A 19,332-nucleotide genomic window follows, 5' to 3' on the forward strand; every position below is an offset into this window, starting at 1 on the left:
CCGAATGGGGAAACCCACCCAGCATAAGCTGGGTATCTATTACTGAATACATAGGTAATAGAGGCGAACCGGGAGAACTGAAACATCTAAGTACCCCGAGGAAAAGAAATCAACCGAGATTCCCTTAGTAGCGGCGAGCGAACGGGGATTAGCCCTTAAGCAACTTGGAAGTTAGTGGAATGGTCCTGGAAAGGCCAGCGATACAGGGTGATAGCCCCGTACATGAAAACGACCTTGTTGTGAAATCGAGTAGGGCGGGACACGTGACATCCTGTCTGAATATGGGGGGACCATCCTCCAAGGCTAAATACTCCTGACTGACCGATAGTGAACCAGTACCGTGAGGGAAAGGCGAAAAGAACCCCTGTGAGGGGAGTGAAATAGAACCTGAAACCGTGTACGTACAAGCAGTGGGAGCCCTTCGGGGTGACTGCGTACCTTTTGTATAATGGGTCAGCGACTTACATTTTGTAGCGAGGTTAACCGTATAGGGGAGCCGTAGGGAAACCGAGTCTTAACTGGGCGTCTAGTTGCAAGGTGTAGACCCGAAACCGGGTGATCTAGCCATGGGCAGGTTGAAGGTTGAGTAACATCAACTGGAGGACCGAACCCACTAACGTTGCAAAGTTAGGGGATGACCTGTGGCTGGGGGTGAAAGGCCAATCAAACTCGGAGATAGCTGGTTCTCCCCGAAAGCTATTTAGGTAGCGCCTCGGACGAATACTACTGGGGGTAGAGCACTGTTTGGACTAGGGGGTCATCCCGACTTACCAACTCCATGCAAACTCCGAATACCAGTAAGTAATATCCGGGAGACACACGGCGGGTGCTAACGTCCGTCGTGAAGAGGGAAACAACCCAGATCGCCGGCTAAGGTCCCAAAGTTCTGGTTAAGTGGGAAACGATGTGGGAAGGCTCAGACAGCTAGGATGTTGGCTTAGAAGCAGCCATCATTTAAAGAAAGCGTAATAGCTCACTAGTCGAGTCGGCCTGCGCGGAAGATGTAACGGGGCTCAAACCAGGCACCGAAGCCGCGGATTCACACTTATGTGTGAGTGGTAGGGGAGCGTTCTGTAAGTCTGCGAAGGTGTATCGAGAGGTATGCTGGAGATATCAGAAGTGCGAATGCTGACGTAAGTAACGATAAAGGGGGTGAAAAGCCTCCTCGCCGGAAGACCAAGGGTTCCTGTCCAACGTTAATCGGGGCAGGGTGAGTCGACCCCTAAGGTGAGGCCGAAAGGCGTAATCGATGGGAAGCAGGTTAATATTCCTGCACGACTTGTAATTGCGATGGGGGGACGGAGAAGGCTAGGTGGGCCAGGCGACGGTTGTCCTGGTGAAAGTGCGTAGGCGGTATCTCTAGGCAAATCCGGAGATGCAACGCTGAGACACGAGACGAAGCCACTACGGTGGTGAAGCCATTGATGCCCTGCTTCCAGGAAAAGCCTCTAAGCTTCAGATTACAAGTCATCGTACCCCAAACCGACACAGGTGGTCGGGTAGAGAATACCAAGGCGCTTGAGAGAACTCGGGTGAAGGAACTAGGCAAAATAGAACCGTAACTTCGGGAGAAGGTTCGCTCTTGACAGTGAAGTCCCTTGCGGATGGAGCAGTTGGGAGTCGCAGTGACCAGATGGCTGGGACTGTTTATCAAAAACACAGCACTCTGCAAACACGAAAGTGGACGTATAGGGTGTGACACCTGCCCGGTGCCGGAAGGTTAATTGATGGGGTTAGCGCAAGCGAAGCTCTTGATCGAAGCCCCGGTAAACGGCGGCCGTAACTATAACGGTCCTAAGGTAGCGAAATTCCTTGTCGGGTAAGTTCCGACCTGCACGAATGGTGTAACCATGGCCATGCTGTCTCCACCCGAGACTCAGTGAAATCGAATTCGCCGTGAAGATGCGGTGTACCCGCGGCTAGACGGAAAGACCCCGTGAACCTTTACTACAGCTTGGCACTGAACATTGAACCTACATGTGTAGGATAGGTGGGAGGCTTTGAAGGCATGACGCTAGTTGTGCTGGAGCCGTCCTTGAAATACCACCCTTGTATGTTTGATGTTCTAACGCAGGGCCCTGAATCGGGCTCGCGGACAGTGCCTGGTGGGTAGTTTGACTGGGGCGGTCTCCTCCCAAAGAGTAACGGAGGAGCACGAAGGTTGGCTAATCCTGGTCGGACATCAGGAGGTTAGTGCAATGGCATAAGCCAGCTTAACTGCGAGACGGACAGGTCGAGCAGGTACGAAAGTAGGTCATAGTGATCCGGTGGTTCTGAATGGAAGGGCCATCGCTCAACGGATAAAAGGTACTCCGGGGATAACAGGCTGATACCGCCCAAGAGTTCATATCGACGGCGGTGTTTGGCACCTCGATGTCGGCTCATCACATCCTGGGGCTGAAGTCGGTCCCAAGGGTATGGCTGTTCGCCATTTAAAGTGGTACGCGAGCTGGGTTCAGAACGTCGTGAGACAGTTCGGTCCCTATCTGCCGTGGGCGTTGGATGATTGAAGGGAGTTGCTCCTAGTACGAGAGGACCGGAGTGAACGAACCTCTGGTGTTCGGGTTGTCACGCCAGTGGCACTGCCCGGTAGCTAAGTTCGGAATCGATAACCGCTGAAAGCATCTAAGCGGGAAGCGAGCCCTGAGATGAGTCATCCCTGACCCCTTGAGGGTCCTAAAGGGCCGTTGGAGACCACAACGTTGATAGGTGGGGTGTGTAAGCGCGGCGACGTGTTGAGCTAACCCATACTAATTACCCGTGAGGCTTAACCATACAACACCCAAGAAGTGTTCTGGGCCTTGTAGCAAGTGCATGAACTACTTACTAATTCAGTGATAGCGACCACCTCACCAGGTGACAGTCGTTATTCACGTCAGCTTTCCGAGATTGAAGTTTTTGCCTGGCGGCCATAGCGCCGTGGAACCACCTGATCCCATGCCGAACTCAGAAGTGAAACGCGGTAGCGCCGATGGTAGTGTGGCATTCGCCATGCGAGAGTAGGACACTGCCAGGCACCCAATTCAAGATGACGCACAGCGTGGTCTTAGCAAGTTAGTATGCTGATATGGCTCAGTTGGTAGAGCGCATCCTTGGTAAGGATGAGGTCCCCAGTTCGACTCTGGGTATCAGCACCACTAAATATTAAAGCCTCCCAATCGGGAGGCTTTTTTGTATCCGCATTTCTCAGTTTACCGATATCTGCCTGGCATCGAGATAGAAACGGGCCTGCCCCGACTTTTCTATCTGGATAGCAGCCAGGAGTTTCTCCCCACACTTGTATTCCCAATTGTCTTCAATCGAGGTCAATGGCGGTTTGCGGATACCCAGCGTCTGCAAATACTCGTGAAACAGGCTGGCGCTTCCTATTTCGGTCAACCCTGCTCTCATCCCAATGGATCCCTTATTGTGTCTGTTTATCAATGGTAGCGTTTTCATATGTATTCAATGTGAACACTTTTCTATTAAATTGATCCAAGCTAAGTTCCGGGTTGGAAAAGGCCTCGGTTTCCTAAAATAGGGAAGAAAAACATGTTGATAAAGAAGGTGCGTCTGGCTGACAGGGAGGGTTTTTGGCAGATCCTCTGCCACGAGGGCTATATCCGGGCCATCGAGCCCATGAGGGTTTCGCTCTCCTCCGCTTCCGAGCTGGATGGGGAAGAAGGGCTCGCCATCGCCCCCTTTATCGAGCCCCATATTCATCTCGATACCACTCAGACTGCGGGTGAGCCGAGCTGGAACCTGTCCGGTACCCTGTTCGAAGGGATAGAGCGCTGGGCCGAACGCAAGGCGCTGCTGACCCACGAAGACGTCAAGCGTCGCGCCAGCCAGACGCTGAAATGGCAAGTGGCCAACGGTATCCAGTTTGTGCGTACCCACGTGGATGTCTCCGACCCCAATCTGGTCGCTCTCAAGGCGATGCTGGAGGTGCGCGAGGAGATGAAGGCGTGGGTCGAGCTGCAGATCGTCGCTTTCCCGCAGGAGGGGATCCTCTCTTATCCCAACGGCAAGGCCCTGCTGGAAGAGGCGCTCAGGCTGGGTGCCGACGTGATCGGCGCCATTCCCCACTTCGAGTTCACTCGGGAATACGGGATCGAGAGCCTGCATCATATCTTCGAGCTGGCCGAGCGTTACAGTGTGCTGGTCGATGTGCATTGCGACGAGATCGACGACGAACAGTCCCGCTTTATCGAAACGTTGGCAACGCTGGCTTATGAGCGCGGCCTGGGGCCCAGGGTCACCGCCAGTCATACCACCGCCATGCACTCCTACAACGGGGCCTATGCCTCTCGCCTGTTCCGTCTGCTGCGCATGGCCGACATCAACTTCGTGGCGAACCCGCTGGTCAACATTCACCTGCAGGGACGCTTCGACACCTATCCCAAGCGCCGCGGTGTCACCCGGGTGAAGGAGATGCTGGAGGCGGGCATCAACGTCTGCTTCGGCCACGACGATGTGTTCGATCCCTGGTATCCCATGGGTACGGCCAACATGCTGCAGGTGCTGCATATGGGGCTGCATGTTTGCCAGATCATGGGTTACGAGCAGATCAACGACAGCCTCAAACTCATCGGCGAGCACAGTGCGCGGACCCTGAATGTGCGGGATCGTTACGGCCTGGAGGTCGGCAAGCCGGCCAACCTGCTGATCCTGCCGGCAGACAATGGCTTCGATGCGGTGCGCCGTCAGGTGCCGGTCCGCTACTCCATCCGCCATGGCAGGATCATCGCCGAGACCAAACCAGCCCAGACCTCGCTTCACCTCGGGCAGGTCGAACCGATCGATTTTCGCCGCTGATTGTTCAATTCACCGAGGTGGCGATTAGTTCCACCTCTGGGCGACAGCGATGATATTGCACATAATGTCGGCCTGATCCTGATGGAGTAACAGCATGCAAACCTGGTTTTATGTGGCTGTCGGCGGTGCCATCGGCGCCTGTCTGCGGTTCGGGATGAGCGAGCTGCTCGCCCTGATGCTGGGGCGCAACTTTCCCTATGGCACCCTGGCGGTCAACCTAGTCGGCTCCTTCATCATGGGGCTGGCCTTTGCGCTGATCAGTCACGGTCATGTGCTGGAGAGCCCGATGAAGCCGCTGCTGATGGTCGGTATTTTGGGGGCTTTGACTACGTTTTCCTCCTTCGCCCTCGATACCGTGCTGCTGGCCCAACAAGGGGCCTACCTGAAGGCGCTGCTCAACACCGCGCTCAACGTCTTCCTCTGCCTGACCATGGTGGTGCTGGGGATGCAGTTGGTGGCGAGTCGGGGTTGAGAACCGTTTCAGGCTCTTGCCAGCAGGCTGCGGTCAGGGTCCCTGCGCAACCCTTCACCTTGCTGACAACCGCTCGCGACGGGCAGTAAACAGGTTCCGAGGTGTCCGGACGCTGGCGGCTCTGGTAAACTGGCGTCCATTCTTTGCTCTATGGGTGTTTGAGGGATGTCGGAACAGACTACTACTACGCATTTTGGCTATAAAACCGTGGCGGCGACCGAGAAGGAAACTCTGGTGGCTGGCGTCTTCCACTCGGTGGCGGCCAAGTATGATCTGATGAACGACCTGATGTCGTTCGGCATTCACCGTCTGTGGAAGCGTTTCACAATCGACTGCTCAGGCGTGCGTAAAGGTCAGAAAGTGCTGGATTTGGCCGGTGGTACAGGGGATTTGACTGCCAAATTCTCCCGCATCGTCGGTGAAACCGGTCAGGTCGTATTGGCCGATATCAATGACTCCATGCTCAAGGTGGGTCGCGACAAGCTGCGCAACCTGGGGGTGGCGAACAACGTCTCCTACGTGCAGGCCAATGCCGAGGCACTGCCCTTCCCGGACAACCACTTCGACGTCATCACCATCGGCTTCGGCCTGCGCAACGTCACCGACAAGGACAAGGCACTGGCCTCCATGTATCGGGTGCTGAAGCCGGGCGGACGCCTGCTGGTGCTGGAGTTCTCCAAGCCAGAGAGCGAGGTGATCGCCAAGCTGTACGATCTCTACTCCTTCAAGTTGCTGCCGAAAATGGGTGAACTCGTCGCGAACGACAGCGAAAGCTACAAATACCTGGCGGAATCCATCCGTATGCACCCGGATCAGCAGACCCTGAAGGGGATGATGGAAAACGCCGGTTTCGACCAGGTAGATTTCTACAACCTGACCGGGGGTGTGGTCGCCCTGCACCGTGGTTACAAGTTTTAAGGTTGCCTATGCCGATGGATGCCATGGTCACCGCGGTGATCGAAACCAGCCTCAACCAGCTGCTGAACCTCGACAAGCAGAGTCCGGAGCGACTGCGCAAGCTGGCGGGCAAGGTGCTCAAGCTGGAATTGCGTGAACTCAAGCCGCTCTGGTTTGTCTTCTCCGAGCGCAGACTCGATGTGCTGGCCCAGTTTGAGGGCGACGCCGATGCGGTGCTCAGCCTGTCGCTGACGGCCCTTGGCCTGCTCAAAGACCCCTCCGCCCTGACCCGCTACATTCGCGAAGAGAAGCTCGACCTGAGCGGCGATCCGCAGCTGGTGCAGGCGTTCAGCGCCTTGCTGGGGGAGCTTGACATCGACTGGGAAGAGGAGCTATCCCGCTATACCGGCGACGTGCTGGCCCACACCCTGTGCGGTGGTGCCCGTCAGGCGCGTCGTGTACTGGGGCGCGAGCTGTGCCGCAGCCAGCGTCAGCTGGCTGAGTACCTGACCGAGGAGGTCCGGCTGGCCCCAGGCCCGCTGGAGGTCGCCAGCTTCAGCGACGACGTCGAGCTGCTGGCTCAGCACATGAAAGCCGTCGAGTTGCGGCTCGCCCGCCTCGAACAGCGGGTGAGCTGATGACCCCGAAGGAGTTCAAGCGCCTCTATCGCATCGTCAGCATACTGCTGGAGCAGGGCATCGACGGGCTGGTGCCGGCCCGCTATCAGCCCTTGCCTGGCCGCTTGCTGCGTCGCAGTCTGTTCTGGCTCAAGAACAAGCAGCCGGATCTGAGCCGTGGTGCCCGCATCCGCCAGGCCTTCGAGGCCCTCGGTCCCATCTTCATCAAGTTCGGCCAGATGCTGTCGACCCGGCGTGATCTGTTGCCGCCGGACATCGCCGAGGAGCTGGCACTGCTGCAAGACAGGGTGCCCCCCTTCTGCGGCCAGGAGGCCCGCCGCCAGATAGAGGCGAGCCTGGGTTGCCCCATCGAGACCCTGTTTGACGAATTCGATGAGACGCCGCTGGCCTCCGCCTCCATCGCCCAGGTTCACACCGCGCGTCTGAAAGAGAACGGCCGCGAGATCGTCATCAAGGTGATCCGCCCCGACATCGAGCCCGTCATCGAGGCGGACTTGCGCCTGATGCAGGCGGTCGCCACCTTGGCGGCCCGCTTCGTGCCCCAGAGCGAGCGGCTGCGCCCGGTCGAGGTGGTGGAGGAGTATTGCAAGACCATACTCGACGAGCTGAACCTGATGCGCGAGGCCGCCAACGCCATCCAGCTGCGCCGCAACTTCACCGGCTCCGACGCGCTCTATGTGCCCGAGGTGTTCACCGAGCATTGTCGCGAACAGGTGTTGGTGATGGAGCGGATCTACGGCATCGCCGTCTCCGACATAGCGGCGCTGGAGGCCAACGGCACCAACATGAAGCTGCTGGCCGAGCGCGGGGTGGAGGTGTTCTTCACCCAGGTGTTCCGCGACAGCTTCTTCCACGCCGACATGCACCCTGGCAATATCTTCGTCTCCCATGAACACCCCGAGAATCCGCTCTGGATCGGCATCGACTGCGGCATCGTCGGTACCCTGAATCGAGAAGACAAGCGCTATCTGGCAGAGAACTTCCTCGCCTTCTTCAACCGCGACTATCGCCGGGTGGCGGAGCTGCACGTGGAGTCGGGCTGGGTTCCCGCCGACACCAAGGTGGACGAGTTCGAGTTTGCCATCCGCACCGTGCTGGAACCCATCTTCGAGAAGCCTCTGTCCGAAATCTCGTTCGGTCATGTGCTGCTCAACCTGTTCAACACCGCCCGCCGCTTCAACATGCAGGTGCAGCCGCAGCTGGTGCTGTTGCAGAAGACCCTGCTCTATGTGGAAGGACTGGGGCGCCAGTTATATCCCCAGCTGGATCTGTGGCAGACCGCCAAGCCCTATCTGGAAAGCTGGATGCGCGAACAGGTGGGCCCCAAGGCCGTGCTGAACGCGATCAAGGAGAAGGCGCCGTTCTGGGCGGAGAAGCTGCCGGAGTTGCCGGAGCTGGTCTATGAGACCCTGCGTCAGGCGCGTCATCAGCAGCATCACTTCGATCAGATGTTTGCGGATTTCCGCCGCCACAGCCACCGTCAGGGACAGGCTCGCTACCTCTTAGGGGTTGGAGCCAGCCTACTGTTGGTGGGTGTATTCTTGCTGACCGAGAAGCAACATATTGAGTGGGGACAAATATCTCTGGCTGGTGCCGGTATATGCTGGTTGTTCGGCTGGTTGAAGACCCGTTCTCACTAAACTTCACGTTAAATAGTCATGTGCGCCTCGGGCGCCCATTTGGGAAAGATAACAGGCTGGTAGCAGTCTCGTTGTTGTCAGGACAAATTTGCGCACCCTGCTTGGGTGCCTATCTTGGAGAAATATCATGGGTGGTATCAGTATTTGGCAGTTGTTGATCGTCGCAGTCATCGTCGTGCTGCTGTTCGGAACCAAGAAGCTGCGCGGGATCGGCGGCGATCTGGGGGCGGCGGTCAAGGGCTTCAAGAAGGCACTGTCGGACGATCCGGCCGATGCCAAGCCTGAGCAGAAGGATGCGGAGTTTCCGCCCAAGCAGCTGAACGAAGCGGCCAACAGTGCCGATACCGCCAAGCAGAAAGACAAAGATCAGGCCTAAGCCATGTTTGACATCGGTTTTTGGGAGCTGGTCGTCATCGGCGTGGTGGCCCTGGTGGTGCTGGGGCCTGAGCGGTTGCCGGTTGCCATCCGCACGGCGGCCCACTGGATCAAGCTTATTCGCAGTACCGCCAATTCGGTCAAGTCCGAGCTGGAGCAGGAGCTCAAGTTGCAAGAGCTGCACAATGACCTGAAGAAGGCCGAGTCTCTGCAGATGAACAACCTCAGCCCCGAGCTGCAGGAGTCCATCGAGCAGCTCAAGGCCGCCGCCCAGTCGGTCAACCGTCCCTACCAGCCAGAGTCTGAGCCGCAAAACGAGATCCGCCCGCCGCAGAGCGCGCCAGTACCCGAACCGAGTATCGCCCTCCCTGAACAAGCTGTTGTCGAGGCAGAAGTGGTCACCCTGGCGCAAGATGTCAGCAGGGAAAAAGGGGAGGTGAAGTCATGAGTCAGGCCGAACAACCCCTGATCAGCCACCTGGTGGAGCTGAGAACTCGCCTGTTGCGATCCATAGTGGCCATCTTGCTGGCGTTCATTGCGCTCATCTATTTCTCCAACGATATCTACGACTTCGTGGCCAGGCCGCTGCTCAGCCAGCTGCCGGCAGGCACCAGCATGATAGCGACGGATGTGGCGACCCCCTTCATCACGCCCATCAAGCTGACCCTGGTGGTCTCCTTCTTCGTGGCAATCCCCTATCTGCTCTATCAGGCCTGGTCGTTCATTGCCCCCGGTCTGTACCAGCATGAGCGGCGGCTGATCATGCCGCTGGTCGCCTCCAGTGCCGCGCTCTTCTACGCCGGCATGGCGTTTGCCTACTACGTGGTGTTCCCGCTGGTGTTCGGTTTCTTCACCAGTACCGCACCCGCCGGGGTGACGGTGGCGACTGACATCGCCAGCTATCTGGACTTCGTGCTGACCCTGTTCTTCGCGTTCGGGGTGGCGTTCGAGATCCCGGTGGCCACCATACTGCTGTGCTGGACCGGGGTGACCACGCCCAAGAGCCTGCGGGAGAAACGCCCTTACGTCATCGTCGGGGTGTTTGTGGTCGGCATGTTGCTGACGCCGCCGGATGTCTTCTCCCAGACCCTGCTCGCGATCCCCATGTGGGCACTGTGGGAGGTTGGCCTGTTCTTCGCCCGTTTCTATGTGAAGAAAGAAGACACAGAGTCGCAGGAACAGACAGATGGGGAGAGCTGAGGCTCTGTTCGTCACCTTTGGCGGGTGGCGAGAGGATGAAGACGCTCGCAGGAATAGAAGAACGAGGGGAGCTGAGGCTCCCTTCCTCTTTTCACTGCTCCCGCACAGGCGTATGGTAAGGCCCCATTGTGCAGATGGTTTTCAAATGCCTGATATGTGGCTTATTTATCCGGAACTTCTCATCCTATGATCGACATCGGTATCAACCTCACCAGCCCCCAGTTTGCCGGCGAACAAGCGGAGCTTGTGACTCGTGCTCGCGCCGCCGGGGTCGAGGCGCTGATCCTGACCGGCACGGATCTGACGGGCAGTGAAGCGAGTGCCGAGTTGGCTGCCCGCTGGCCGGGCTACTGTTTCTCCACCGCCGGGATCCACCCCCACGACGCCAAGAGTGTCGATGACGACAGCCTCGCCGCCCTGCGTGAGCTGGCGGCCCAGCCACAGGTGGTGGCCATCGGCGAGTGCGGGCTCGACTACAACCGCGACTTCTCCCCAAGGCCGGTACAGGATGCGGTGTTCGACGCCCAGCTGGCCCTGGCCGCCGAGCTGTCGATGCCGGTCTTTCTGCACTGTCGCGATGCTCACGCCCGTTTCATCGAGATCCTGCGCCCCTGGCTGCCCAGGTTGCGGGGCGCCGTGCTGCACTGCTTCACCGGCAGCGACGAGGAGCTGGACGAATGTCTGGCCCTGGGGCTGCATATCGGGGTGACCGGCTGGATCTGCGACGAGCGCCGTGGCCAGCAGCTGCGCGAGCAGGTGGCCCGCATCCCGGCCGGTCGGCTGATGATCGAGACGGATGCCCCTTATCTGGTGCCACGGGATCTGAAACCCAGACCCAAGCGCAACGAACCCGCTTTTTTGCCGCACATCGCCAAGGTGGTGGCGGCCTGTCGTGGTGAGACGCCCGAGGCCTTGCTGGCCCACACCCGGGCTACCTCAGCCGCGTTCTTCCAACTTCCACTCCAGGAGTGAATCATGGTCACAACTCTTCCGGGCGCCTTCCCGGGCCGCCGCCTGCGCCGGGTGCGCAAGAATGACTTCAGCCGCCGTCTGGTGCGTGAAAACACGCTGACCGTCGACGATCTCATCTACCCGGTGTTCGTGCTGGAGGGGGTGAACCAGCGCGAGGCCGTCGCCTCCATGCCGGGGGTGGACAGGCTCTCCATCGATCTGCTGCTGGAGGAGGCCGAGGAGCTGGTTGCCCTCGGCGTGCCGGCCATCGCCCTGTTCCCGGTGACGCCGCTGGAGCAGAAGAGCCTGATGGCGGAGGAGGCCTACAACCCGGACGGCCTGGTCCAGCGCGCGGCCCGCGCCCTCAAGGCCCGCTTCCCAGAGCTGGGGGTCATCATCGACGTGGCGCTGGATCCCTTCACCACCCACGGTCAGGACGGCATCATCGATGACGAAGGCTATGTGCTGAACGACATCACCACCGAGATCCTGGTGAAACAGGCGCTCTCTCATGCGCAGGCGGGGGCCGACATAGTGGCGCCGTCCGACATGATGGACGGCCGCATCGGTGCGATCCGTGCCGCACTGGAGGAGCACGGCTTCATCAACGTCCAGATCATGGCCTACTCCGCCAAGTACGCCTCCTGCTACTACGGCCCGTTCCGCGATGCGCTCGGCACCGCCAGCAACCTCGGCAAGAGCAACAAGGCGACCTATCAGATGGATCCCGCCAACGACAACGAGGCCCTGCACGAGGTGGCGCTGGACATCCAGGAGGGGGCCGACAGCGTCATGGTCAAGCCGGGCATGCCCTATCTGGACGTGATCCGCCGGGTCAAGGATCAGTTCGGGGTGCCGACCTTCGCCTATCAGGTGAGCGGTGAGTACGCCATGCACATGGCGGCGATCCAGAACGGCTGGCTGAAGGAGAAGGAGTGCATCCTGGAGTCCCTGGTCTGCTTCAAGCGGGCCGGTGCGGACGGTATCCTCACCTACTTCGCCAAGCGGGTCGCCCAGTGGCTGAAGGAAGATGCCCGCCGCTGATCCCGCTGCCACTTTGCCCCACGATGCCGGTCTTTGGACCGGCATCGTCGTTTCTGGCAGTCGATGTGGCTATTAAATGAGCGTGTTTTGGCGAAAAGTGGGCAACTGGCCGCGCTCCCGGTGGCAAAGGCTTGATTAATGGGGTTTCTGCCTACATCTTAGGTGGTCCAAGCAAGCTTCTGGACGGCAGGGGCTGTAGAGCATTTAGAGGTACCCAGTCATGAACAACCCTTTGCTGACAATGGACGCACTGCCCCCCTTCAGCCAGATCCATCCCGACCAGGTTCAGCCTGCCGTGACGCAGGCCATCGCCGATTGCAAACAGAAGATCGAAGACGTGCTGGCCCAGCGCGATCCCCACACCTGGGACAGCCTGATAGCACCGCTGGAAGAGGTCAATGACAGGCTGGCCCGCATCTGGTCGCCGGTCAGCCACCTCAACTCCGTGCTCAACAGCGAGGCGCTGCGCGCGGCTCACGACGCCTGCCTGCCGCTGCTGTCCGAATTCCAGACCTATGTCGGTCAGCACGAAGGCCTCTATCAGGCCTATCTGGCCCTGTCCGAGAGCGACGACTTCCCGCTGCTGAGCGGCGCCCAGCGCAAGGAGATCCAGAATACCCTGCGTGACTTCCGCCTGTCCGGTATCGGCCTGTCCGCCGAGGCGCAGCGGCGCTACGGCGAGATCCAGGCTCGCCTCTCCGAGCTGGCGTCCCGCTTCAGCAACAACGTGCTGGATGCGACCCAGGGCTGGAGCAAGCTGGTGAGCGACGAGGCCGAGCTGGCCGGTCTGCCCGCCAGTGCCCTGGCCGCCGCCCGCCAACTGGCGGAGCACAAGGGTCAGCAGGGCTGGCTGTTCACCCTGGACATCCCCTCCTATCTGCCGGTGATGATGTACGCCGACAACCGCGCGCTGCGCGCCGAGCTCTACGAGGCGTTCACCACCCGCGCCTCGGATCAGGGCCCCAATGCCGGCAAGTGGGACAACTCCGCCATCATGACCGAGCTGCTCACCCTGCGCCGCGAGCTGGCCCAGCTGCTGGGCTTTGGCAACTACGCCGAGCTCTCCTTGGCCACCAAGATGGCGGACAAGACCGAACAGGTGGTGGGCTTCCTCAGCGATCTGGCGGCCAAATCCCTGCCGCAAGGCAAGGCGGAGCTGGAAGAGATCCGCACCTTCGCCACCCAGCAGCACGGTCAGAGCGAGCTGGCGGCCTGGGATATTCCCTACTACGCCGAGAAGCTCAAGCAGCACAAATTTTCCATCTCCGACGAGCAGCTGCGTCCCTACTTCCCCGCCAACCGGGTGGTGAAGGGGTTGTTCGAGGTGGTGCGCCGGGTGTTTGGCATCAAGGTGCGCGAGCGCCTCGGCATCGACACCTGGCATCCGGACGTGCGTTTCTACGACATCTTCGACGCCGAGGACGAGCTGCGCGGCAGCTTCTACCTCGATCTCTATGCCCGCGAACACAAGCAGGGCGGCGCCTGGATGGATGTCTGCCTGGGTCGCCGCTACCGTCAGGACGGTTCCCTGCAAAAGCCGGTGGCCTACCTGACCTGCAACTTCAACGGTCCGGTGGATGGCAAGCCCGCCCTGTTCACCCACAACGAGGTGGTGACCCTGTTCCATGAGTTTGGCCACGGTCTCCATCACATGCTGACCCAGGTCGACGTGGCCGGGGTGGCCGGCATCAACGGCGTGGCTTGGGATGCGGTCGAGCTGCCGAGCCAGTTCCTGGAGAACTGGTGCTGGGAGTCCGAGGCGCTGGCCTTCATCTCCGGCCATCACGAGACCGGCGAGCCCTTGCCTGCCGATCTGTTGGCGAAGATGCTGACCGCCCGCAACTTCCAGGCGGCGATGCAGATGCTGCGCCAGCTGGAGTTCGCCCTGTTCGACTTCCGTCTGCATCAGGAGTTCGACCCGGCCAAGCCCGAGCGGGTGCCGGCCCTGCTGGCTGAGGTGCGCAACCAGGTCGCGGTACTGACGCCGCCGCCGTTCAACCGTTTCCAGCACAGCTTTTCCCACATCTTCGCCGGCGGCTATGCGGCGGGCTACTACAGCTACAAGTGGGCCGAGGTGCTGTCGGCGGATGCCTTCTCCCGTTTCGAGGAGGAGGGGATCTTCAACCCGGCCACCGGCCAATCCTTCCTGAAGCACATTCTGGAGAAGGGCGGCTCCAAGGAACCCATGGAGCTGTTCCGCGCCTTCCGCGGTCGTGAGCCCAAGGTCGACGCGCTGCTGCGCCACAGCGGGATCGCCGCCTGACGCACGGTGCCTGCCGCCCCATGAGCTTCAAGCAGGTACAGTTTTGCGACATAGTGGGATCGGCGCTTGTTTTTTGAGATAAAAAGGGACCTTTTGGTCCCTTTTCTCAAAGCTTTTTAATATCTTGCGGAGTGCATGTTTGCACTGTCCCCGCCTCTTGAGTAGAGTCGGGTTCTACCTTCCTGGGAGAGAAAGAACCTTGCCATGAGGCGAGCACTCGAGTCTGTCTATCAAATCATTTCCAGCCTGTCTCACCTGAGCGGCAAGGGATATTTCGATACCTTTGTGAGTGAAATCGCCAACGCGGTGGGGGCGGATCTCGTCCTGATTTCAGGGCAGGATCAGACGGGGCTGTTCTTTACCGTACACGCCGCCCATCCAGCCTCCCTCGACATAGGTTCCTACAGTTTTCCTCTTGCCGGTACTCCGGGCGAGATCGTCATGCAGCAGGGTGAAGCCTGGTTCAACGATCGCATCCGTCAGTTGTTTCCCCATGCCGCCGTGCTGGAGCGTTGCCAGATCAAGGGCTACGCCGGTATCGCGCTGAAGGATGCCCAGGGCGAGACCATGGGCCTGTGCAGCGTCATGTTCAAGCGGGCCATCCCCAGCATGGACAAGGTCATGGGTCTGCTGCGCCTGCTGGCGCCGGTCGCCGGCCGCGAGCTGGCACTGATGTACCAGCAACAACCCCGCCCCCAGCCGTTGCAGACACCGCCAGAGCACCATTATTTCCTGGACGCCATGATGTCCCATGCGCCGGTCGGCATCGGCAAACTCGACCTGAACGGCAGGATCCTCTGGGTCAACCCGGCCATCGAGAAGATGCTGGGCTACAACCAGCAGGAGATGCAGCAGCGCACCGCCGCCGAGATCAATCACCCGGAAGATTGGCTGGCCAGCATCCCCTACTATGAAGAGCTCAGACGGGGGGACAGGCCCGCCTTCACCCAGGAGAAGCGCTACCTGCACCGGGATGGATCTGTGCTCTGGGGCCGGGTGACGGTGACCCTGATCCGCGACAAGCAGCTGCGCCCCGATTACCTGATGCTGGTGCTGGAAAATATCGATCCCATCAAGCGTCACGCCGAACAACTCAAGCTCTCCCACCGGGTCTATGACAACCTCTCCGAGGCCATCCTGGTGTGCGATGTCGACAGTCGCATCATCTCGGTGAACCCGGCGTTCGAGAAGATCACCGGTTACAGCGAAGAGGAAGCCTGTGGTCAGCGTCCCAGCATGCTCAAGTCCGGGCTGCACGATCAGACCTTCTATGCCGACATGTATCACGCCCTGGAGCGAGTCGGGATCTGGCGCGGCGAGGTGTGGAACAAGCGCAAGAATGGCAAGCTCTACCCCCAGCAGCTGATGATCAGCGCCCTGCGCGAAGGGGGAAGGATCAGCCAGTACATCGCCATCTTCAGCGATCTCTCCCAGACCAAGCTGGCGGAGCAGAAGATCGCGGCCCAGGCGAATTACGACAATCTCACCGGCCTGCCCAACCGCTGGCTGTTTGGCCGCTGCCTCAGCCGCTTCTGCGAGCGGGGCGAGCGCTTCGCGCTCATGGTGCTGGATCTCAACAACTTCAAGGCGGTCAACAACAGCATGGATCACCATGTTGGCGATGCCCTGCTGAGAGAGGTGTCGGATCGGCTGGTGAGCCGGGTGCGCACCGAGGATCTGGTGGCCCGCATCGGCGGCGACGAGTTTGCCTTCCTGGTGCCCGGCATCGTCAACCGTCGTCAGGCAGAGGTGTTTGCCAAGCAGGTGATTGGCGGCTTCGCCCGCCCCTTCATGCTGGCCAACCAGCACCTCTATGTGACCGCCACCCTGGGCATCACCCTCTGCCCCAGCGACGGGACCGAGGGTGACGAGCTGTTGCGCAATGCCGAGCAGGCGCTGTTCGTCGCCAAGCGGCAGGGACGGCCGATCGGTACCTACAGCGCCTCCATGCGCGAGGAGGTGAGCCAGCGTCACCAGATGCAACAGGATCTGGCGGAGGCCATCAAGCTGGGGCAGCTGACCATGGCCTATCAGCCGATCTGGGACAACCGCAGCGGCCGGGTCGCCAAGCTGGAGGCACTGGTGCGCTGGTACCATCCCCACTGGGGTCAGGTCTCGCCGGCGGACTTCATCCCGCTGGCGGAAGAGGCGGGGCTCATTCAGGGGCTGGGGGCGCTGGTGTTGTGGCAGTCCTGCCGCGATCTGGCCCGGCTGCAGCAGTCCGGTTTCCCGGAGCTGCATATGTCCATCAACCGCTCCACCCTGGAGTTCCAGACAATCGATCCCGAGGCCAGCGAGTGGCTCAGGGTGATCCAGCACTTCGACCTGGATCCGGCGGACATCATCATCGAAATCACCGAATCCCTGTTGATGGAGACCAGCGATCAGCACAGGGTGCGGATCGATGCCCTGCGCGAGGCGGGGTGCAAGCTGGCCATCGACGACTTCGGTACCGGCTACTCGGCACTGAACTACCTGCGCACCTTCCCGGTGGATCTGGTCAAGATAGACCGCTCCTTCGTGCGTCACATCCCCTTCAACGAGCAGGACCGGCTGCTGCTCGATGGCATCATCAACATAGTGCACAACCTCGGCATGCAGGTGGTGATCGAGGGGGTCGAGACCCGCGAGCAGCTCAACTTCCTCTGCCAGAAGGGCTGTGCCTTCACCCAGGGCTATCTGCTCAGCCGTCCGCTGCCCTACGACGATCTGGTGGAATACCTGACCCTCAACCGGCAGGGGATGAACCTGGCCAATCTGACCATCGTGAGCTGATCATCCGCTTCTGCTATCATGCTCGGCTCCACGCCGTCATGAGTCTTCGTTATGCACCATATCCAGGTTTTCAGTGAAGTACCCGCCCGGGAAGGGGAGCTCGATGCCTTGCGGCAGCGCCTCGCCGAGGTCGAGTTTCCCGCGCCCTTCGCCCTGGTGCTGACCGAGGAGCGGCTGGAGCTGCGCAAGCTGGACGAACCCAAGCTGGGGGCCGTTCACGTGGACTTCGTGGAAGGCGCCGTGGCCCACAGACGCAAGTTCGGTGGCGGTCGCGGCCAGTCCATCGCCAAGGCGGTGGGGCTCAAGGCGGGGGCCATGCCGACCGTGGTGGATGCGACGGCGGGGTTGGGGCGCGATGCCTTCGTGCTGGCTTCGCTCGGTTGCAGGGTGACCCTGATCGAGCGCAGCCCCGTGGTGGCTGCCCTGTTGCAGGACGGATTGACCCGGGCGGGGCAGGACCCGGAGATCGGCCCCTGGGTGCGCGAGCGAATGCAGCTGCTGCAAGGCCCGGCGGTGGACAATCTGCTGGCGCTGACCGAGCGACCGGACGTCATCTACCTGGACCCCATGTTCCCCCACAAGCAGAAGTCGGCGCTGGTCAAAAAAGAGATGCGGGTGTTCCAGTCGCTGGTGGGACCGGATCTGGACGCGGATGCCCTGTTGCCGGCGGCGCTCAAGATGGCCGACAAGCGGGTGGTGGTGAAGCGGCCGGATTACGCGGGCTGGCTCAACGAGCAGAAGCCGAGCATGGCCATCGAGACCAAGAGCAACCGCTTCGACGTCTATGTGATGGCGGCGTTGGCGGGATAGAGCCCTTCGCCATAACGATGGGGGAGCACGGACATAAAAACAGAGGGCCAGCAATGCTGGCCCTCTGTTTTTATCCGCAGTACCGGTTCAGCCCTCGGGGACGAAGCGAACCCGCTTCTTCTCTCCCTGCCAGACCAGGTCCAGGGTCGCCAGCTCGGCCAGGCTCAGCCGTTCGCCACTGTCTAGCAGCAGATATTCGACGCCGTCTCTCGCCTCAATGGTGCGGATCCGGTCGGCCCATTGCCGCCCTGCGCGGGTGGTGAGCGTCACCGGCAACTGCCAGCTGGCGGCGATCTCGAGCCAGTCGTAGAGGTCACAGCTGATGGGTTGATAATCTGCCATGGCGTGTTCGTCCCCGGGCCCGAGGCCCATCACATGAAGTTGATGTCGGTGGAGGGGGCGACCACTGTCTGATCCTTCAGTACCCGCTCCTGTTGCAGCGGGTCGCCGGCCAGTTCCGGATCATCCTCGTTACCGTTGCAGACCAGGGTGACATTATAATGGCCGAGGTGCACGAAGCCCAGCTCGTAGCCGTAACCACCACCAGCCAGGGGCAGTACGGGGGCGCTGGCATAGAAGCCGTTGTCGAGGTCGGCCATATCCGGATAGGCGTCATCCCCCACCGGGCGCAGCACGTCATAGAAGTAGACGAAGGCCCTGTCGGTCAGCTGGCCGCCGCAGAGGCTGGTTGCGACCGTGCCCCTGACGGTTGCAACCTGGGTGTTGTTCACCAGCCGCACGCCCCTGGGTTTGAGCTTGTAATACTGCTCGTGGCCCGGCAGCACCATGGAGTGGCGCAGATCGAACTCGGTGGTGAAGGCGCTGGTGCCGTTGGCGGCGATGGTAAAGGCATCCAGCTTGAGCTCGCTGCTGGGCACCTCCAGCGGTTTGATCACCCCGTCATCCTGCTTCACATAGGAGTAGGGCGTGCCGTCGCTGAACTGGTTGTCGAGGTTCCGTCCATCCAGAATATGCAACCGCATCTGGCTGTATTGGCCGGGAACCACGCTCTGGCTGTCCAGCAGCGGGCGGCTGGTGGATCCCGGATAGGCCAGCAGGTCGATGTAGGCGAACAACGGGTGTCCCGCGTTGTCGACGGGAATGGCCATCCCCGCCGGCGTGCAGCCATCGTCCTGGGCCGTGCTCAGGAAGCTGGCGGTGGTCCAGGACTGCTCGGTGCCCGAGACGGGATTGATGCCGATGTTGGAGATGGCGATGCAGACCTTGCTGACCGCATCCACCGGAGCGTCGGAGAAGGCCAGTGACATCTGGGCATTCTGTGGGTTGCTGTCACTGTTGCCATCACCGCCGCCGCAGGCGGCCAGCAATGTGGTCAGGCCGATAAGGGTCAGATGCTTCATGTTTTCCGTTCCTGTTGGAGAGACGCTCCAACTCTAGCCGAGGGGCAGGCATTGACTAGCCGCCGGGGTGGGGGCTGTCCGGTGAACTGACAAAAAAGCCAATAAAATC

16 protein-coding genes, 1 tRNA gene and 2 rRNA genes (1 of these 19 running past the window's edge) are annotated in these 19,332 nt (G+C 60.4%); 16 read left to right on the top strand and 3 right to left on the bottom strand.

Translation table 11 applies throughout. The annotated features are described in order from the left end of the window. The 3 genes from ACZ9IL_RS18000 to ACZ9IL_RS18010 form a co-directional block, all read left to right on the top strand. Nucleotides 1-2,775 (top strand): 23S ribosomal RNA (locus tag ACZ9IL_RS18000) (it extends 115 nt beyond the left edge of the window). 126 nt (nucleotides 2,776-2,901) lie between these two features. After that, nucleotides 2,902-3,016: ribosomal RNA gene (rrf, locus tag ACZ9IL_RS18005) — 5S ribosomal RNA — on the top strand. A 45-nt stretch (nucleotides 3,017-3,061) separates the two neighbouring features. After that, a tRNA-Thr gene (locus tag ACZ9IL_RS18010) sits at nucleotides 3,062-3,137 on the top strand. A gap of 49 nt (nucleotides 3,138-3,186) precedes the next feature. On the opposite strand, the gene ACZ9IL_RS18015 is transcribed toward ACZ9IL_RS18010, so the two are convergent. Beyond that, complete coding sequence (locus ACZ9IL_RS18015) at nucleotides 3,187-3,438, bottom strand: hypothetical protein (protein ID WP_476004698.1); 252 nt, start codon at nucleotides 3,436-3,438, stop codon at nucleotides 3,187-3,189. Between the two features lie 93 nt (nucleotides 3,439-3,531). Between ACZ9IL_RS18015 and ACZ9IL_RS18020 the strand changes: the two genes are divergently transcribed. The 13 genes from ACZ9IL_RS18020 to ACZ9IL_RS18080 all read left to right on the top strand — a co-directional run bounded on the left by ACZ9IL_RS18020 (nucleotide 3,532) and on the right by ACZ9IL_RS18080 (nucleotide 17,862). After that, nucleotides 3,532-4,797, top strand: a complete 1,266-nt coding sequence (locus ACZ9IL_RS18020; RefSeq protein WP_476004699.1) for a cytosine deaminase — start codon at nucleotides 3,532-3,534, stop codon at nucleotides 4,795-4,797. A 94-nt stretch (nucleotides 4,798-4,891) separates the two neighbouring features. After that, a complete protein-coding gene (gene crcB / locus ACZ9IL_RS18025) occupies nucleotides 4,892-5,269 on the top strand; it encodes a fluoride efflux transporter CrcB (protein ID WP_476004700.1) in 378 nt (125 codons plus the stop codon). Nucleotides 5,270-5,434: 165 nt separating this feature from the next. Further along, on the top strand, nucleotides 5,435-6,187 hold the full coding sequence (ubiE, locus tag ACZ9IL_RS18030; protein WP_476004701.1) for a bifunctional demethylmenaquinone methyltransferase/2-methoxy-6-polyprenyl-1,4-benzoquinol methylase UbiE: 753 nt from the start codon (nucleotides 5,435-5,437) through the stop codon (nucleotides 6,185-6,187). A gap of 8 nt (nucleotides 6,188-6,195) precedes the next feature. Beyond that, nucleotides 6,196-6,804, top strand: a complete 609-nt coding sequence (locus tag ACZ9IL_RS18035) for a ubiquinone biosynthesis accessory factor UbiJ (protein ID WP_476004702.1) — start codon at nucleotides 6,196-6,198, stop codon at nucleotides 6,802-6,804. After that, entirely contained in the window at nucleotides 6,804-8,444 is a 1,641-nt protein-coding gene (gene ubiB, locus ACZ9IL_RS18040) for a ubiquinone biosynthesis regulatory protein kinase UbiB (RefSeq protein WP_476004703.1), read from the top strand. The genes ACZ9IL_RS18035 and ubiB overlap by 1 nt, the downstream gene beginning before the upstream one ends. A 127-nt stretch (nucleotides 8,445-8,571) precedes the next feature. Then, complete coding sequence (tatA, locus tag ACZ9IL_RS18045; RefSeq protein ID WP_476004704.1) at nucleotides 8,572-8,820, top strand: Sec-independent protein translocase subunit TatA; 249 nt, start codon at nucleotides 8,572-8,574, stop codon at nucleotides 8,818-8,820. Nucleotides 8,821-8,823: 3 nt separating this feature from the next. Beyond that, a complete protein-coding gene (gene tatB, locus ACZ9IL_RS18050) occupies nucleotides 8,824-9,267 on the top strand; it encodes a Sec-independent protein translocase protein TatB (RefSeq protein ID WP_476004705.1) in 444 nt (147 codons plus the stop codon). Continuing rightward, nucleotides 9,264-10,019, top strand: a complete 756-nt coding sequence (gene tatC, locus ACZ9IL_RS18055) for a twin-arginine translocase subunit TatC (protein WP_476004706.1) — start codon at nucleotides 9,264-9,266, stop codon at nucleotides 10,017-10,019. Before tatB ends, tatC begins: the two co-directional genes overlap by 4 nt. Nucleotides 10,020-10,205: 186 nt before the next feature. Continuing rightward, nucleotides 10,206-10,991, top strand: coding sequence for a TatD family hydrolase (locus ACZ9IL_RS18060; protein ID WP_476004707.1), 786 nt, complete (start codon nucleotides 10,206-10,208; stop codon nucleotides 10,989-10,991). A 3-nt stretch (nucleotides 10,992-10,994) separates the two neighbouring features. Continuing rightward, nucleotides 10,995-12,014 carry a porphobilinogen synthase gene (gene hemB / locus ACZ9IL_RS18065; RefSeq protein WP_476004708.1) on the top strand — a complete coding sequence of 340 codons (1,020 nt, stop codon included), beginning with the start codon at nucleotides 10,995-10,997 and terminating at the stop codon, nucleotides 12,012-12,014. Nucleotides 12,015-12,234: 220 nt separating this feature from the next. Then, nucleotides 12,235-14,277, top strand: a complete 2,043-nt coding sequence (gene prlC / locus ACZ9IL_RS18070; protein ID WP_476004709.1) for an oligopeptidase A — start codon at nucleotides 12,235-12,237, stop codon at nucleotides 14,275-14,277. Between the two features lie 204 nt (nucleotides 14,278-14,481). Beyond that, nucleotides 14,482-17,052 carry a putative bifunctional diguanylate cyclase/phosphodiesterase gene (locus ACZ9IL_RS18075; RefSeq protein ID WP_476004710.1) on the top strand — a complete coding sequence of 857 codons (2,571 nt, stop codon included), beginning with the start codon at nucleotides 14,482-14,484 and terminating at the stop codon, nucleotides 17,050-17,052. 51 nt (nucleotides 17,053-17,103) lie between these two features. Then, entirely contained in the window at nucleotides 17,104-17,862 is a 759-nt protein-coding gene (locus tag ACZ9IL_RS18080) for a class I SAM-dependent methyltransferase (RefSeq protein ID WP_476004711.1), read from the top strand. 87 nt (nucleotides 17,863-17,949) lie between these two features. Here ACZ9IL_RS18080 and ACZ9IL_RS18085 read toward each other — a convergent pair whose 3' ends face one another. Continuing rightward, nucleotides 17,950-18,204, bottom strand: coding sequence for a Rho-binding antiterminator (locus ACZ9IL_RS18085; protein ID WP_476004712.1), 255 nt, complete (start codon nucleotides 18,202-18,204; stop codon nucleotides 17,950-17,952). A 29-nt stretch (nucleotides 18,205-18,233) separates the two neighbouring features. Then, on the bottom strand, nucleotides 18,234-19,223 hold the full coding sequence (locus ACZ9IL_RS18090) for a DUF4382 domain-containing protein (protein WP_476004713.1): 990 nt from the start codon (nucleotides 19,221-19,223) through the stop codon (nucleotides 18,234-18,236). Nucleotides 19,224-19,332: the final 109 nt, after the last annotated feature.

Source organism: Aeromonas sp. TECH754 (assembly GCF_056279295.1).